General features: G+C 54.6%; 14 protein-coding genes. 11 read left to right on the top strand and 3 right to left on the bottom strand.

What is annotated here, in order from left to right:
• Positions 1–62: 62 nt before the first annotated feature.
• Positions 63–899 (bottom strand): helix-turn-helix transcriptional regulator, encoded by an 837-nt coding sequence (locus ACHUEV_RS11390; RefSeq protein ID WP_394179920.1) that lies wholly within the window; start codon positions 897–899, stop codon positions 63–65.
• Between the two features lie 109 nt (positions 900–1,008).
• Between ACHUEV_RS11390 and rpe the strand changes: the two genes are divergently transcribed.
• The 3 genes from rpe (at position 1,009) to ACHUEV_RS11375 (ending at position 3,523) form a co-directional block, all read left to right on the top strand.
• Positions 1,009–1,692: a ribulose-phosphate 3-epimerase gene (gene rpe / locus ACHUEV_RS11385; protein WP_394179918.1), complete on the top strand. Its 684-nt coding sequence runs from the start codon at positions 1,009–1,011 to the stop codon at positions 1,690–1,692.
• A gap of 242 nt (positions 1,693–1,934) precedes the next feature.
• Positions 1,935–2,615, top strand: a complete 681-nt coding sequence (locus ACHUEV_RS11380) for a response regulator transcription factor (RefSeq protein ID WP_394179916.1) — start codon at positions 1,935–1,937, stop codon at positions 2,613–2,615.
• The gene (locus ACHUEV_RS11375; RefSeq protein WP_394179914.1) at positions 2,600–3,523 is read left to right on the top strand and encodes an ATP-binding protein; all 924 of its coding nucleotides are present in this window, start codon (positions 2,600–2,602) and stop codon (positions 3,521–3,523) included. Before ACHUEV_RS11380 ends, ACHUEV_RS11375 begins: the two co-directional genes overlap by 16 nt.
• Positions 3,524–3,546: 23 nt before the next feature.
• On the opposite strand, the gene ACHUEV_RS11370 is transcribed toward ACHUEV_RS11375, so the two are convergent.
• Positions 3,547–4,767 (bottom strand): urate hydroxylase PuuD, encoded by a 1,221-nt coding sequence (locus ACHUEV_RS11370; protein ID WP_394179912.1) that lies wholly within the window; start codon positions 4,765–4,767, stop codon positions 3,547–3,549.
• A gap of 90 nt (positions 4,768–4,857) precedes the next feature.
• Between ACHUEV_RS11370 and ACHUEV_RS11365 the strand changes: the two genes are divergently transcribed.
• Genes ACHUEV_RS11365 through ACHUEV_RS11350 form a run of 4 tightly spaced genes read left to right on the top strand, consistent with a single transcriptional unit; the run spans position 4,858 to position 9,169 of the window.
• Positions 4,858–5,778: a LysR family transcriptional regulator gene (locus ACHUEV_RS11365; RefSeq protein WP_394179910.1), complete on the top strand. Its 921-nt coding sequence runs from the start codon at positions 4,858–4,860 to the stop codon at positions 5,776–5,778.
• 60 nt (positions 5,779–5,838) lie between these two features.
• Complete coding sequence (gene puuE / locus ACHUEV_RS11360) at positions 5,839–7,239, top strand: allantoinase PuuE (RefSeq protein WP_394179908.1); 1,401 nt, start codon at positions 5,839–5,841, stop codon at positions 7,237–7,239.
• Positions 7,236–7,709 (top strand): ureidoglycolate lyase, encoded by a 474-nt coding sequence (locus ACHUEV_RS11355; protein WP_394179906.1) that lies wholly within the window; start codon positions 7,236–7,238, stop codon positions 7,707–7,709. The genes puuE and ACHUEV_RS11355 overlap by 4 nt, the downstream gene beginning before the upstream one ends.
• Before the next feature lie 44 nt (positions 7,710–7,753).
• Positions 7,754–9,169, top strand: coding sequence for a uracil-xanthine permease family protein (locus tag ACHUEV_RS11350; RefSeq protein ID WP_394179904.1), 1,416 nt, complete (start codon positions 7,754–7,756; stop codon positions 9,167–9,169).
• Between the two features lie 70 nt (positions 9,170–9,239).
• Here the strand turns inward: ACHUEV_RS11350 and ACHUEV_RS11345 are convergent, their stop codons facing one another.
• Positions 9,240–9,485, bottom strand: coding sequence for a hypothetical protein (locus tag ACHUEV_RS11345; RefSeq protein WP_394179902.1), 246 nt, complete (start codon positions 9,483–9,485; stop codon positions 9,240–9,242).
• 210 nt (positions 9,486–9,695) lie between these two features.
• Between ACHUEV_RS11345 and phnC the strand changes: the two genes are divergently transcribed.
• The 4 genes from phnC to phnE (ACHUEV_RS11325) all read left to right on the top strand — a co-directional run bounded on the left by phnC (position 9,696) and on the right by phnE (ACHUEV_RS11325) (position 13,725).
• Positions 9,696–10,517, top strand: coding sequence for a phosphonate ABC transporter ATP-binding protein (phnC, locus tag ACHUEV_RS11340; RefSeq protein WP_394179900.1), 822 nt, complete (start codon positions 9,696–9,698; stop codon positions 10,515–10,517).
• A 59-nt stretch (positions 10,518–10,576) separates the two neighbouring features.
• Positions 10,577–11,485: a phosphonate ABC transporter substrate-binding protein gene (phnD, locus tag ACHUEV_RS11335; RefSeq protein WP_394179898.1), complete on the top strand. Its 909-nt coding sequence runs from the start codon at positions 10,577–10,579 to the stop codon at positions 11,483–11,485.
• A gap of 72 nt (positions 11,486–11,557) precedes the next feature.
• Positions 11,558–12,427 (top strand): phosphonate ABC transporter, permease protein PhnE, encoded by an 870-nt coding sequence (gene phnE / locus ACHUEV_RS11330; protein WP_394179896.1) that lies wholly within the window; start codon positions 11,558–11,560, stop codon positions 12,425–12,427.
• Entirely contained in the window at positions 12,424–13,725 is a 1,302-nt protein-coding gene (gene phnE, locus ACHUEV_RS11325; protein WP_394179894.1) for a phosphonate ABC transporter, permease protein PhnE, read from the top strand. The genes phnE (ACHUEV_RS11330) and phnE (ACHUEV_RS11325) overlap by 4 nt, the downstream gene beginning before the upstream one ends.
• The last annotated feature ends 1 nt before the right edge of the window (position 13,726 follow it).

Genomic DNA, 13,726 nt, shown 5'->3' with positions numbered 1-13,726 from the left:
AAGTTTTGATCAATTGATCAAAACCGTTTTTTGAGTATTTGACGCAAGGTGATGGGGATCATTTAGCCTTGAGGCTGGACGAGTTCACGCTGGTATTTGTGCCGATATTGGAGTGGCGTCAGCCCATATGCGTTTCGGAACAGTTTGTGGAAATGTGACATGTTCGGAATGCCGACGTCGCGGGCTATCTCGCTGATTGGGTCACTATCGGTGATTAACACGCGTGCGGCGTGGGTCATACGAAGGTCGTTGATGAAATCTGACGGCGTTTGGCCGTAGTATTTACGCATGCTCCGCGAGACATGCGGATGTGCTTTGCCCGTTATCGCGACAAGACCAGCGGAGCCTTCCCGAAACACGGCTGGGTCTTTGGCTGTCTGGCAGGCCTGCGCCAGCCATGCGGGTGCGTCTTTTGGCTGAATATCACCCGTTAGGTCGGCGCAAAGCGGTAGCAAGAATGCCTCTGCGTGCAGTGCGGTACAGGCGCTGCGCTCCAAAAGGACGGCAGCGTGGTTTAGTGTGGCCAATTGGCGGATATCGCGTTGGTGTAACGCGATTTTGGCGTCGGACCAGAAAAGGTGACCCTGCAGGTCTGGATGGCGTTTTCCAAGATTAGCAATCGTATCAGGGTGGATGCACAGTGAAACAACAAGAGCATGTTCACCGCGACCTTGTAGCGCATGATGCTGACCGGGCTGTAGAAAACAAGCGGTGCCTTCGTCCAGCGTGTCGGTGCGGTCGGGGAGGTGATGTCTGACCTGACCGTTTTGGACCCAAAACAGTTCGAAAAAGTCATGCGTGTGCAGGGCTTTAGGGCGTTGAGGCGTCAAGGTCGCGCGCGTCAGGTGAATTTGCGCGCGGTTTTGCAGAATGTCTTTGTGATACAAAGTCTGGACCATACCGCAAATTAACACAGCCTTTGCTGCATTGCAGCATATATCTTCACGGCGTGACAAATGGGCGGACTATGACTATTTGCTGTGGCAAATCCAAATATGAGGTGCGCCCATGTCCTTTGATCGTTCTTTGAAGATCGCTCCGTCGATCCTATCGGCTGATTTCGCCAACTTCGGCAAAGAGTGCGAGGCGATTGAGGCGCAGGGTGCTGATTGGGTGCATGTTGACGTCATGGATGGGCATTTCGTGCCAAACATCACTTTCGGTCCGGCGACTTGTGCTGCGATCCGCCCGCATATCAAAGGCGTCATGGACGTGCATTTGATGATTGCGCCAGTCGATCCATATATCGAAGCCTTTGCAAATGCGGGCGCTGATGTGATCACCGCCCATGTCGAGGCTGGCCCACATATTCACCGCACATTGCAGGCGATCCGTGCAGCAGGTGCCAAGGCAGGCGTTGCCCTTAACCCCGGCACGCCAGCAAGCGCGGTCGAATATCTGTTGGACATGGTTGATCTCGTCTGTGTGATGACAGTGAACCCCGGATTTGGTGGTCAAAAGTTCATCCATAGCCAAGTCGAAAAGGTACGCCAGCTGCGCCAGATGATTGGTGAACGCCCGATCCATATTGAAATTGATGGTGGCGTCGATCCGACAACAGCGCCTTTGGTTGTCGAGGCAGGTGCAGACGTATTGGTCGCAGGCTCCGCTGTGTTCCGTGGCGGGAGCGTCACTGATCCGACCCCATATGGCGACAATATGAGGGCTATTCGGTCGGCTTGTTCTGGCTAATCGTAGATCTACGCAAAATCTGCACAATTCACAGGGATAGTGTGCACCATGCTTTTTTAGATCTGCCTGAGAGCAGTAACAAAGAGGCAAGAAAATGGTTGTACGTGGTATTCCAAAAAGACTGGCACGGGATGCGTGGTGGCTGGATGATGAATAAACTTCGCTCATCCGACCGAATGCCGCAAATTGCGCTACCTAAACGAATGCTGACACCGTAGTTTGGCATTGATGGAGGTGGGGCAATGATATTGATCGCAGATGATGATGCGCAAATTCGTGACGTATTGCGCATTGCGCTGGGGCAGGCAGGTTTCGGTGTGACTGAGGCGGCCGATGGTCGCGCAGCGCTAGAAGCTGCACAAAGCCTGTCACCTGACTTGATCGTTCTCGATATCGGCATGCCCGAGATGGACGGGCTTTCGGTGTGCCGTGAATTGCGCAAGACTTCGCAGGTGCCCGTGCTGTTTTTGACCGCGCAAGCGGATGAAGTTGACCGGATTGTCGGCCTTGAACTGGGCGCAGATGATTATGTGTCCAAACCGTTTTCACCGCGAGAGTTGGTGGCGCGTGTCCGTGCGATTCTGAAACGCAGCGGACCAGTTGAAACAACGCAGGCCGTCTTGCGCCGGGGCTTGCTGAGTATCGATCCAGAGCGACACCTTTGCCACGTGAATGATGCGCCGGTGACGTTGACTGCCCGCGAAATGGAACTAGCGCTGCATTTAATGCGACGCCCCGACAATGTGTTGTCCCGCCCACAATTGGTCGACCAAATCTATGGCACCAACGTACATGTCAGTGATCGTACGATGGATAGTCATCTACGCAATTTGCGGGCCAAGCTGGCCGAGGCGGGCTGCGCCGACGCGATTGAGACTGTACATGGTGTTGGCATCCGGATGGGCGCATGCCGCGGCGCGTAATTGCCAAATGGCGACCGCCTTTGGCTTTTGTGCTGGGTGGGACACTCGCTGCAGTGTTCTTTTTGCCGCTTATTGGTATCGGTTATTTCCGTGTCGCTGGTGGCGTTCTTGGCTGGGCCGAGACGACTTGGATGATTGCCTGGATGGCGTTCGTTGCGACGGGTGTGCTCGGGTTCTTTTTGTGGCGACTTGTGTTGCGCCCTGTACGCGCCATTACGGATTACGCGCAGGCCGAAGGTGATGCTGAAGTACCGACCCATTTCGGTACGCCTGAGTTTTCCAAGCTAGGAAGCGCGGTGTTCGCGATGACCGAGACCCTACAGGGCCGTGAGGCCGTTCTGCGGTCTTATGCAGATCACGTGACCCATGAATTTAAATCACCTTTGACTGTCGTGCGCGGGGCGGCAGAGCTGCTGGATGATCCAAATCTGTCAGTCGCCGACCGCACCAAAATGCTGCAAAACATCACTGACGCAGTGGCGCGGATGGAGGCGCTATTGGATGGTCAACGTGCGCTCGCCCGTGCGCAAGACCCGTTGCCGCGAGGGAGTTGCGTTCTTTCTGAGGTCGCTGACTTTGATGGCGTGCGTGTTATAAAGGATGGCGAAGTGCCGTTCTCACAAGAGGTACTAAAACTGGTTTTGACCCATCTTGTTGGAAACGCCAAGGCGCATGGCGCAACAGAAATCCAAATCACGCATCATGATGATCGGGTCGTGATCGCTGACAACGGGACAGGCATTTCCGAAGGTAATCGGGATCGCATTTTTGATCCGTTTTTTACAACGCGTCGTGACGCCGGTGGGACAGGTATGGGGCTGCCTATTGTGGCACGAATGCTTCAGGCGCAGGGAGCGCAGATCAGCTTGTTGGACGGACCGGGTGCTGCGTTCGAAATCAGGTTTTAGGGCGCGGTGGGTTAAAACCCACCCTACGACCCTGCGCGGTACCAAGCGATCAGTTTAGCGCGGTCTTCGTTTTCGATATGCGTAACGTTTGCAGGCGGCATTGCTTGGCTAACCCCGGCCTGCAAATAGATTTGGCGTGCGTGTTTTGTGATGTCCCCTGTGGTTTCTAGGAACACCCCTTTGGGTCCTTGCTGCATATTGCCCCAGACCGGTTCGCGCGCGTGGCACATTGAACAGCGGCCAATGACGATATCGTGGACTTCGTCGTATCCTTCGGCACTCGCAAAGCGTTGCTCGTATGCGGTTAATTCACGCGCCTCAGCCTCTTCATAGCTGTCATATCCGCGCTGTGTGGATAGCCATGCGATGATGAGGAACAGGATGACGGTGACGGCCCACGTCCAGCTTGGTTTGCCTTTGCGAGCGTGCATTGAATTGAAATAGTGACGGATCGTAACACCCATCAGGAATACCAACGCCGCGATAATCCATGCGTATTGCGTACCGAACGCCAGAGGATAGTGGTTCGACAACATCAGGAATATCACGGGCAGGGTAAGGTAATTATTATGTGTCGACCGCAGCTTTGCGATTTTGCCGTATTTCGGGTCCGGCGTGCGCCCGGCCTTTAGGTCTGCAACGACGATCCGCTGGTTCGGCATGATGATAAAGAACACATTGGCCGTCATAATCGTAGCGGTGAACGCGCCCAAGTGGAGCAATGCAGCGCGGCCGGTAAAGACTTGGTTATAGCCCCACGACATGGCGACCAGCAGCACAAACAGCAGCACCATCAATACGGTGGGCGTGTTTCCAAGCGGGGATTTGCAAAGGTAGTCATAGATCAGCCAGCCGACGGCAAGCGACGCGGCGGAGATAAAGATGGCCTGCCAAATCGCCAAATCAGCCTTGGATGGGTCGATCAGGAATAGCTCAGCCCCGGCCCAGTACACGACCGCGAGCATGGCGAAACCAGACAGCCAAGTTGAATAGCTTTCCCATTTGAACCAGGTCAGGTGTTCTGGCATCGCCTTTGGTGCGACCAGATATTTTTGGATGTGGTAGAAGCCGCCGCCGTGGACCTGCCATTCTTCGCCATCGGCGGGGCCGTCGATATCGCGGTTCAGCGACAGATCCAGTGCGATGAAATAAAAGCTGGACCCAATCCAAGCAACTGCTGTGATCACGTGCAACCAGCGCACGGCAAAGGCGAGCCAGTCCCATAGAATTGCCAGATCGTACATGCGTGTCCCCTTTTTGCGACTAGTCTAGTCAACGGCTTGGTTTTCTTGTATTCCCTGATACTGCCAAGCTCTATCAAAAATTGCAGAATAATGTCTTACTTTGAGAATATCCGGACTTTTGTCCGTGTCTACGAACTGGGGTCGATGTCAGCGGCGGGGCGCGATCTGAGGATTTCGCCAGCTGTAACGTCTGCCCGGATTTCGCAGCTAGAGGATCACTTGTCTGTGCGCCTGTTCCAGCGCACGACCCGTAGCCTGACGCCGACGGCGCAGGGCAAGGCGTTTTATGGGGGCGCTTGCAGTGTCTTGGACGCCGTCGATTATGCCGAGGCGCAGGTTTCTGATCTGACCGAAAACCCCAAAGGGCAGCTGCATGTTGCAGCACCTTTGGGTGTCGGGCGCCGATTGATTGCGCCGCATGTTCCCGAATTTACAGAGCAATACCCGTTGATTGACGTGCGGCTGCGTATGACTGACCGGACGGTCGATATGACCACTGAAGGGTTGGATTTGGCGTTTCATCTGGGCCAGCCCGCAGACAGCAACCTGCGCCAACGCAAGATATCGGATGTGGCGCGGGTGCTTGTCGCGTCGCCTGAATATATCGCCGCGCGGGGGCATCCTGCGGATGGTGCTGCGCTTGTGAGTGACAAACATGAATGTCTGAACCTACGCTTTCCCGGTGCGCTTGAATTCCAGTGGCAGTTGATGACCGAAGACGGCCCACAACGTTTTCGCGTCAGCGGTCGCTTGGAAAGCGACGATGGTGATGTTCTTACGGACTGGGCGCTTGCAGGGCAGGGAGTTGCGATGAAGCCCCGGTTTGAGGTGGCAGAGCATCTTGCAAATGGTGCGCTTGTGGTTGTGGCTGCGGACACGCCGCCGATGCCCGTCCAGATGTCGTGCCTTTATACCCATCGTCGGCACCAAGACCCGAAGACCCGTCTGTTTATGGAATTCATGATTGATCGGATCGGTGATGCTATTCGAACTGCCGAAAGACTTTCGTAAATATTTTGAAAACAATCGGGATTATTTCTGATTAACATGGCAATGAAATAGGAGGCACCGGTGCAAAGATATCCGCGTGACATGATCGGCTATGGGGCGAACCCTCCGGCGGCGAATTGGCCGAACGGGGCGCGGATCGCTGTGCAAATTGTTTTGAACTACGAAGAAGGCGGCGAAAACAACGTGCTGCACGGCGATGCCGCGTCAGAGGCGTTCTTGTCTGAGATCGTGGGTGCCGCGCAATGGCCGGGTCAACGCCATTGGAATATGGAAAGCATCTATGAATACGGCAGTCGTGCCGGCTTCTGGCGGTTGCATCGGCTGATGGCTGATCTGCCGATCACCGTTTACGGGGTTGCCACTGCACTGGCGCGCAGCCCTGAACAGGTCGCTGCGATGAAAGATGCGGAATGGGAAATCGCGAGCCACGGTTTGAAGTGGATCGAATACAAAGACGCCCCTGAAGATGTCGAACGCGCCGATATGGCCGAGGCGATCCGCCTGCACACCGAGGTCGTGGGTGAACCGCCGCGCGGATGGTACACGGGCCGTTGTTCTGACAACACTGTGCGACTAGCTGCGGAGACTGGCCAGTTTGCCTATGTGGCGGATACCTATGCTGATGACGTGCCGTATTGGTCAGAGTTCGGTAAAACCGATCAGCTGATTGTGCCTTACACATTGGACGCCAACGACATGCGTTTCGCGACGCCGCAGGGCTTCAATTCAGGCACGCAGTTCTTTGAATATCTCAAGGCTAGCTTTGACGCGCTATACCGCGAGGGCGGGCGGATGTTGTCTATTGGCCTGCACTGTCGCCTGATTGGCCGCCCCGGCCGTGTCGAGGCTTTGCGTCAGTTTATCGAATATGCGCAAAGCCACGATGATGTTTGGTTCGCGACCCGTGAACAGATCGCCGATCATTGGGCGACCGAGCACCCGCACCAGCGCTTTGTCCGCCCATCGCAAATGGGCCGTGATCAGTTTGTGCAGGCCTATGGTGGTGTCTTTGAGCATTCGCCTTGGATTGCCGAGCGCGCCTTTGATCTAGAGCTTGGGCCTTCGCATGACACCGCAGTGGGTTTGCAAAATGCGTTTGCCCGGATGTTCCGATCCGCAAGCGAAGAGGAAAGACTGGGCGTGCTGACAGCGCACCCGGACTTGGCAGGGAAACTGGCGGCAGCGAAACGCCTGACAGCGGAAAGCACAGCAGAGCAAGCCAGCGCAGGTTTGGACGCGTTGACCGACAGCGAGCGCACGGAATTTGAAGCAGGCAACATGGCCTATACCGACAAATTCGGTTTTCCCTTTATCATTGCCGTACGCGACCATGACAAAGCGTCAATCAAGGCCGCCATGCAGTCACGTTTAAACAACGACCGGGCAACAGAATTCAAAGAAGCCTGCCATCAGGTCGAACGCATCGCATTGCATCGGCTTAAGGAAATGTTGCCAAGATGACCCGAAACATCAGCATATCCCCTCTGACGGCAACGGCGTTCGCGCCATATGGGGATGTGCTGAATTGCGATGGCGATCCTGATAAAGTCATCAACGCTGGCCTATGTGGGCGGTTCCACGACCGCGCAAAGGTTGATGTTGGCGATGCACGGGTGGGGATTAGCCTGTTCCGGTCGAAACTGCGTCAACTGCCCTACCAGCTCGATCTTGTTGAGCGCCATCCAGACGGATCGCAGGCGTTTATCCCGATGAGCATGGACCCGTTTTTGGTCGTCGTCGCAGACGCTGATCTGCAACCCCATGCATTCATCACAAACCCCGGAGAGGGGATCAATTTCCACCGCGGTACGTGGCACGGCGTTCTGACCCCATTGGCAGCGCCGGGCCTATTTGCCGTGATTGACCGTATCGGTGACACCCCAAACCTAGAGGAGCATCACTACGACACACCCTATTTCATCAATTTCTAAATTTGACCGGCGCTAAGATCGGCAAACCATCAGGGACGAAAATAATGACAGATAATTCAATCGGGACGCCAGAACAGCTGCGCGACCCAGACTATTTTCCGGGCATCGCAAAGGCGGTCCCACTTGGCATTCAGCACGTATTGGCGATGTTCGTATCGAACGTGACACCTGCCATCATCATTTCAGGGGCAGCTGGCTTTGGCTTTGGGTCCGATGCGGGGGCGCTAGGGTTCCCGGATATGACCTATCTTATCCAGATGTCGATGCTGTTTGCGGGCATCGCGACACTGTTCCAAACAATCGGCATGGGTCCTGTTGGCGCACGCCTGCCTATCGTGCAAGGCACGTCATTCGCGTTTATCCCGATCATGATCCCTCTGGTCGCTGGCAAAGGGGTAGAGGCAATGCCCGCCCTGTTTACCGGCGTTTTGATCGGTGGCCTGTTCCACGCGTTGCTAGGCACCGTGATCGGTAAGATCCGATTTGCCCTACCGCCCTTGGTGACCGGACTGGTCGTCGTCATGATCGGTTTGGCGCTGGTCAAGGTTGGCATCCAATATGCTGCGGGCGGTGTTCCTGCGGTGAATAGCCCAGAATACGGCAGCCTGTTAAACTGGGGTGCCGCTGGTACGGTCATCATCGTGACCCTCGCACTAAAGTTCTTTGCCAAGGGCATGTTGTCGATTTCTGCTGTGATCATCGGGTTGATTGCCGGCTATATCTATGCGCTGATTTTCGGGATGATCAGCTTTGGCGGTGATTTCGGCATCGCGGCCAAAGTCAGCAATGCAGCTACTTTCGCAGCGCCAATGCCGTTCAAATATGGCTTTGAATTTAGCGCGGCAGCGGTCATCGGCTTTTGCATGATGGCGTTTGTGTCGGCAATCGAAACCGTCGGCGACGTCAGCGGGATCACCAAAGGCGGCGCGGGGCGCGAAGCAACCGACAAAGAAATCCAAGGCGCGACCTTTGCTGACGGTTTCGGCACTGCGATTGCTGGCATATTTGGCGGCTTCCCCAACACATCCTTTAGTCAAAACGTTGGCCTGATCGCGATGACCGGCGTGATGAGCCGCCATGTCGTGACCGTTGGCGCAATCTTCCTGATCATCTGCGGGTTGGTTCCCAAGGTGGGCGCGATCATCAACACGATCCCCATCGAGGTTCTGGGCGGCGGCGTAATCGTCATGTTCGGTATGGTCGTGGCCGCTGGCGTATCCATGCTTTCCGAAGTCGATTGGAACCGCCGCAACATGGTGATCTTTGCGATCGCCCTGTCGATTGGCTTGGGCCTTCAGCTAGAGCCAAATGCAGTCCAGTACCTGCCAGACACAATGCGCATCTTGATGACATCCGGCCTGCTGCCATCAGCCTTCATCGCGATTGTGCTGAACTTGGTGCTGCCCAAAGATTTGGACGGCTCACCTGACATCGCAGGCGGTCTATCCGGCGATAAATAAGACACAAGGGGCCTCGCATTCGCGGGGCTCTTTTGTATGTGAATGTCAGCTATGAGCCCGAAGTGTCTCTTCAGACCAGATGAACCAAGCCTAAATTTTCGAATAAGAATTTTGTACCATGAAATACAAGTGCTCCGTTGTCTTGTTCGATCATGATGCCATCATAGTTGGGCAAACCCCAGTTAGACTTTGGAAAACTTGCCGTATAACTATCTGATATCGTAGAAAATACGACCTTGCCGTTTAGGTCATGGATCGATACCTGATCTCCGGCAACAATTGTAGTTAGCTGATCTGCGGTCACTGTAGCACCCATAGGTTTTTCAATCTAACGCTTAGCGTTTTGCGATCACAAGTCAACGGCAGCAAAGTCCCGCACAGCTGCTATCTGGCGGCAAGACTGCAAGCACGCGCGATGATTAATTGCTTTGCAATATACGTCATCCCCCGTCACAAAACCTTCACCATTCCTTAACAAATCTGCAAAGCGAGGGGGTCACACAGCACAAGACTTTGGAGAGCCTTGATGCTGCGTATTGATGACCTGACTAAGGCCTTTGGCCCGAATAAAGCCGTAGATGCGGCGAGTATTGTTGTCGATAAACCTGTGATGATCGGGATTATTGGGCGGTCGGGGGCGGGTAAGTCGACCTTGCTGCGGATGCTGAACCGTCTTACCGATGCGACCTCTGGCGCGATCATGTTTGAAGGTCAAGATGTCACGCAGCTGCGTGGTGCGGCCAAGCGCAACTGGCAATCCCAATGCGCGATGATCTTTCAACAGTTCAATTTGGTGCCACGGATGGATGTTGTGTCCAACGTGTTGCACGGCACGTTGAACCGTCGTTCGACCTTTGCAACGATGTTTAACCTCTATCCGACCGAAGACATTCACCGCGCGATTGAAATTCTTGACCGTCTTGGGATCGCTGAACATGCCCCCAAACGCGCGGAGGCTCTTTCCGGCGGTCAACAGCAGCGCGTCGCGATTGCGCGTGCGTTAATGCAGGACCCCAAGATTATTCTGGCAGATGAACCTATCGCGTCTCTTGATCCGATGAACGCGCAAGTCGTGATGCAGTCCTTGCGTGATATCCACGAACAAGACGGCCGCATGGTAATTGCGAACCTACACACGCTTGATACCGCGCGCCGTTATTGCGACCGGGTGATCGGAATGCGTGCTGGGCGGATCGTATTTGATGGCACGCCTGAACAACTGACCACTGGCGTGGCCCGCGACATTTACGGCGCGGACGAGACATTCTCGGAAGCGGCCACATCCACCGAAATTGAAACCCTTAGCGAAGAAGTCGCGAGACTGGCGGACATCGCCGAAAGCGTCTGAGCGCAAGATTTAACCCCAAAGCCCCGTCTGCTTGGGGCGTTTTGTAAGAGAGAAGACCAATGAAAAAACTGATTGCTGCCGCGCTTGCGACAACATCGCTGACGGGCGCTGCCTTTGCTGAAGGCCACGCCATTGACGAATTCCGCATCGGCATCTTGGGTGGCGAGAACGCACAAGACCGCATGAATTCATACGAATGCCTGCGTGGTTACACCGAAGAAGAGCTGGGCGTAGAAACAAAGCTATTCGCACCAGCGGATTATAACGGCGTTATTCAGGGTCTGCTGGGCGGTACGCTTGATATGGCTTGGCTGGGTGCGTCGTCTTATGCTGCGATCCATATTCAAGACGAAACAGCTGTTGAGCCTATTTTGGTTAAGATCAACCTTGATGGCTCTTACGGCTACCATTCTATCGGTTTCGCGCGTGCCGACAGCGGAATTAAATCGCTTGAGGACATGCAGGGCAAAGTGTTTGGCTTTGGCGATCCAAACTCGACTTCTGGCTACCTAATCCCATCCATCGAGATCCCGCAGCAGACCGGCGCGTCCATGGAATCCGGCGATTACTTTGGTGAAGTCAAATTCACTGGCGGTCATGAGCAAACAATCGTTGCTGTGAATAATGGTGACGTTGATGGTGGTGTGACTTGGGCTGACGGCCAAGGCGAATGGGAAGACGGTTTCAATTCTGGCGCATTGCGCAAAGCGGTTGATGCTGGTCTGGTCGACATGAACGATCTGGTTGAAATCTGGCGTTCCGCGCCGATCCCGGAAGGTCCGGTTGTTCTGCGCAGCGCGCTGCCGCAAGACGTCAAAGACAAGATGACTGCGCTGGTTGATGGTCTTTATGATGCGGACCCAGATTGCGCTTACGGCGTTGCCGCCGGTGAAACACTTGGCTTCGATCCAATCACACATGACGCATATGTTTCGATCGTCGCGGCCCGTCTCGCGAAATCAAACTGATCGGTTTTTTATGAAGTTCTGCAGGTCCCGGTTTTCTACTGGGGCCTGTAATTTTATATTCAGGATAAACTGATGGCAGAGCTGACGACAGCAGATATCCAAGCAAACTATTTGGCACAGGTTCGTAGCAAGCGGATCATGAATACAATCTTGTTGATTGTCTTTGTTGCGCTGATGGCTGGCGGTTTCGCGACCGCAAACGACCGGAATGCAGGTGGCTTTTGGAACGGGTTGCCGATGCTTCTCGACTTTCCGGGTGATGTGATATCCGAAGCCGTTGAGCGCGCGCATCTTCTGCCTGGGTATTTCGTTAAATACCTGCCGTCACTGATCGAGACGGTCAATATCGCCGGGGCCTCGACGCTGCTTGGTGGGATTGTCGGGCTTGTCATGTCGTTACTCGTGACTCGTGGTCTCGCGCCTTGGCCTTGGCTTGTTGGGCCGCTGCGCCGCGTTTTGGACGTTTTGCGGGCTGTGCCCGAAATTGTTATCGCGCTTGTGCTGATCTTCATCTTGGGCGGTGGCCCAGTGCCCGCCATGATCGCCATTGCGCTGCATACGGTCGGCGCACTGGGGAAATTGTTTTCCGAAGTAAATGAAAACGCATCACTCAAACCTATCGAAGGATTGGAATCGGTCGGCGCAGGTTGGGTTCAGCGGATGTGGTTGGGTGTCGTCCCTCAGGTGGCACCAAACTACTTGAGCTACGCGTTGCTTCGGTTTGAGATCAACATTCGCGCCTCAGCGATCCTTGGCTTTGTGGGGGCGGGTGGCATCGGATACGACCTGCGCAACACCATGAGCTGGGGGCAGGGCAAATTCGACGAGGCCGCAGCCATTTTCTTGCTGCTTTTTCTAACCATCGTGGTTGTCGATCAAACATCAAGCTATCTGCGTAATCGGCTGACGCATGGCTCTGCCAAAGGGGAGATCCACGTATGACCGTCATGCCGCTCCAAATCCGCACTGCCGGGCAGTTTCAACGCAAGCGGATGATGTCGTTTGCTGTGCCTGCGGTGATCCTCTGCTATTTTGCCTATATCTTTGTTGCGTTTGATATTGGCGGGTTGGCGGAACGCGCCAATCTTCAAAACGCGCGTACCTTGGTGTCAGACGCCTACAGCTACAAAACCCATGTGACCCGCGATAACCGTGATGGTTCTGTCGATGTATCCATCGAGGGCGAACGTAAGGGGCGGTATCTCGACGGTAACAGCCCTGCTTGGGTCACCTTGGGTAATGACACCATTGTCGATCTTGGTAATGACCACATCGTCACATTTGGCGAAACCCAAGTGACCTATGACATTCCGGGGTATGGCCTGATTATTACTGAGCCCGGCCGTAGCGGTGTAAACGCGGTATTTCCGACAAACGAATTGCCAGACTGGATCAACGCGTCGAAAAATCGCGTGACGATCTCAACAGACGCGGGCCGCCTTACCGTTACCCGTAACCGGTCTGAAGTTTTTCGCTATTTCTTGGGGTGGGAGCTGTTCTTTTTCACACTCGATAGCCCGTACCATGGGATGGCGTTTGGCACGCTGCTTGGTCATGCGTTTCATGGTGAAGCAGGTGCCATTTGGTCCGAGTTTTGGGCGAACAAGATGTGGCGCCATGGCGATGTCGCATGGGCCCTGTTTGAGACGATCCTGATGGCATTTCTGGGTACTTTTGGTGCCGCGATGGTCGCGTTGCCGCTTGGTTTTTTGGCTGCAAAAAACTTTAGCCCACTCGGCAGTCTACGTTTCGCCGCGCGGCGTGTGTTTGATTTTTTGCGCGGCGTCGATGGTTTGATCTGGACGATTGTTTTGTCGCGGGCCTTTGGGCCGGGTCCATTGACGGGTTCTTTGGCGATCTTGCTGACGGACACCGGGTCATTCGGCAAAATGTTCTCGGAGGCCTTAGAAAACGTTGACGGCAAACAGATCGAAGGCATTACCTCTACTGGGGCGAAGCCACTGCAACGCTACCGTTTCGGCGTCATTCCACAGATCACGCCCATCTTGTTGAGCCAAATTCTTTACTATCTGGAATCCAACACCCGTTCAGCGACGATCATCGGTGCGATTACGGGGGGCGGGATTGGTCTTATGCTTACTCAAGCGATCAACACCCAAAAAGACTGGGAAGAAGTCACCTATTATATCGTCCTGATTATTCTGATGGTGATGCTGATGGATACGTTCTCGGGTTGGTTGCGTCGCAAGCTCATTAAAGGCGACGAGGGGGGACATTAAG

Origin of the sequence: Yoonia maritima (assembly GCF_043641945.1) — a bacterium.
GTDB lineage: Bacteria > Pseudomonadota > Alphaproteobacteria > Rhodobacterales > Rhodobacteraceae > Yoonia > Yoonia maritima_B.
This window is presented reverse-complemented; position numbering and strand designations above follow the sequence as displayed.

Excerpts from the sequence above, each read along its gene's own strand:
- ACHUEV_RS11390 (WP_394179920.1), bottom strand. The coding sequence starts at position 899 with ATGGTCCAGACTTTGTATCACAAAGACATTCTGCAAAACCGCGCGCAA.
- rpe (WP_394179918.1), top strand. The coding sequence starts at position 1,009 with ATGTCCTTTGATCGTTCTTTGAAGATCGCTCCGTCGATCCTATCGGCT.
- ACHUEV_RS11380 (WP_394179916.1), top strand. The coding sequence starts at position 1,935 with ATGATATTGATCGCAGATGATGATGCGCAAATTCGTGACGTATTGCGC.
- ACHUEV_RS11375 (WP_394179914.1), top strand. The coding sequence starts at position 2,600 with ATGCCGCGGCGCGTAATTGCCAAATGGCGACCGCCTTTGGCTTTTGTG.
- ACHUEV_RS11370 (WP_394179912.1), bottom strand. The coding sequence starts at position 4,767 with ATGTACGATCTGGCAATTCTATGGGACTGGCTCGCCTTTGCCGTGCGC.
- ACHUEV_RS11365 (WP_394179910.1), top strand. The coding sequence starts at position 4,858 with ATGTCTTACTTTGAGAATATCCGGACTTTTGTCCGTGTCTACGAACTG.
- ACHUEV_RS11355 (WP_394179906.1), top strand. The coding sequence starts at position 7,236 with ATGACCCGAAACATCAGCATATCCCCTCTGACGGCAACGGCGTTCGCG.
- ACHUEV_RS11350 (WP_394179904.1), top strand. The coding sequence starts at position 7,754 with ATGACAGATAATTCAATCGGGACGCCAGAACAGCTGCGCGACCCAGAC.
- ACHUEV_RS11345 (WP_394179902.1), bottom strand. The coding sequence starts at position 9,485 with ATGGGTGCTACAGTGACCGCAGATCAGCTAACTACAATTGTTGCCGGA.
- phnC (WP_394179900.1), top strand. The coding sequence starts at position 9,696 with ATGCTGCGTATTGATGACCTGACTAAGGCCTTTGGCCCGAATAAAGCC.
- phnD (WP_394179898.1), top strand. The coding sequence starts at position 10,577 with ATGAAAAAACTGATTGCTGCCGCGCTTGCGACAACATCGCTGACGGGC.
- phnE (WP_394179896.1), top strand. The coding sequence starts at position 11,558 with ATGGCAGAGCTGACGACAGCAGATATCCAAGCAAACTATTTGGCACAG.
- phnE (WP_394179894.1), top strand. The coding sequence starts at position 12,424 with ATGACCGTCATGCCGCTCCAAATCCGCACTGCCGGGCAGTTTCAACGC.